2 protein-coding genes are annotated in these 1562 nt (G+C 69.3%); one reads left to right on the top strand and one right to left on the bottom strand.

Annotated features, from left to right (window positions below):
* The first annotated feature begins 128 nt into the window (after positions 1–128).
* Positions 129–440, top strand: coding sequence for a hypothetical protein (locus P1P70_RS44405; RefSeq protein ID WP_319248147.1), 312 nt, complete (start codon positions 129–131; stop codon positions 438–440).
* A gap of 16 nt (positions 441–456) precedes the next feature.
* On the opposite strand, the gene P1P70_RS44400 is transcribed toward P1P70_RS44405, so the two are convergent.
* Complete coding sequence (locus P1P70_RS44400) at positions 457–1410, bottom strand: immunity 49 family protein (RefSeq protein ID WP_319248145.1); 954 nt, start codon at positions 1408–1410, stop codon at positions 457–459.
* Between the last annotated feature and the right edge of the window lie 152 nt (positions 1411–1562).

Below are 1562 nucleotides of genomic sequence, written 5' to 3'. Positions count from 1 at the left end.
CCCCCACCCCCGCCCGGGACCCTCGACGACATCTGGCCCTTCGAGTCCTACGACAACCTCGTACGGCCCTACGTGCTCGGCCCCGAGGAGCTCTACGCCTGCGCCATGCCCGGCACGGAGGTCCCCGCATGATGGACGGTCTGCGTCTGCTGCCGTGGACCAACACGGACGGCAAGCCCTGCTACCTCGACCCGGACACCGCACACCCCGGGGCTCTCTCCCTGCTGGCCGACAGCGTGGAGGCCTCCCAACTCGGCTCGGCCGAGGAGGTGTTGGCCGGCGGCAGGGCCGTACTCGGGGACGCGGCGGCCGGGGAGCGCGCCGTGCGGTTCGCACTGACGCGGGCCGTGGAGTCCTTGGAGGACGTGTTGCGCGTCGCCGTCAGCAGGGGGCAGCGGATCGGCGGCACCGCCGAAGTCCCGGAGGACCGGCCTAGTTGACGACGCTGACGTGCGGCTACCTCGCGGTCCAGAGGCCGAGGGTGTTCGTCTCGCTGTCCGCCGCGCGTCGCAGCGCGTCCGTGGAGCCGAGCAGGGAGTGCGGGAGGTAGGCGGAGCTGACCTCCGACTCCCACCCGTGGACCTGGACCGCGAGCGCGGCGAGCGCGAGCGGGCCGAGGGGCAGCAGGGTCCTGGGGGCGGGATCGGCCCCCACCTGCTCCCGGTGCTCGACGAGCCGGGCCGCGAGCGCCTGGCCGAAGGCGTGCCGGTCGTCATCGAGGAGCACGCGAAGCAGACGCTGATCCGGTGTCAGCGGGCCGACCTCGTCCAGTCGCCGCGCGGCCTCGGCCCGCTCGTCGGCGTCCGGCCCGCACAGCGGCACGGTGGGCCAGTCACGGGGCAGATGTCCGGCCGAGGGCGTCAGATAACCGCACAGCGCGTCCATCGCCGCCAGGTCGGCCGGATCGGACACCGAGTCCAGGTCGGAGTACGGCACACCATCGTGGATCGTGCGCGCGTTGTCGCCCCGCATCAGCAGGCCGATCACCCTCCGCCACTCCCACACCAGACCGCTCACCACGCACAGTTCGAAGGTCTCGATCCAGGTCGCGGCCGTGGGCGCCTCTTTGACCAGGTGCTGGAACTCGATGTCCTCACTCGTGAGCTCCCGGTCGATGAGCGGGAAGAGAAGCTCCTGGTCGCCCCTCGGGTAACAGCCGACGCTCAGAAGCCCCAGCGAGCACTCCGCCGCCGTCCGCAGCACCGTGCGCACGTTGTCGTCCGGCGCGGGGTCCCGGAGAGTGCGGGCGGCGACATGATCGAGCAGCTCGTCACGCATCTCCCGCAACGCGGTCAGGGAGTACGCGCCGTAGTACAGCCCGCGCCAGTAACCGAAGGTCCGCCCCTCGATGTCGTCGAGCGCCTCGGCCACACGCTCCACCCGGACCTCATGACACGTCACTTCCCGCACTGGCGGCCCGCCCTCTCCTATCCACATCCCCGACCCCACGAAACGGGCAAAAACCTCCTTTCCCGTCTTCTCTCTAAAAAACAAAAACAAAACAACAGAAAAGAGAACCCAGTAAGCAATGACAAAAAAAGATACGTAGTGGTGAGAGAGAG

The sequence above is a fragment of the Streptomyces sp. MB09-02B genome (genome assembly GCF_033794485.1).
GTDB lineage: Bacteria > Actinomycetota > Actinomycetes > Streptomycetales > Streptomycetaceae > Streptomyces.
The sequence above is the reverse complement of the archived record's forward strand: the minus strand, read 5'-3'. Positions and strand labels throughout refer to the sequence as shown.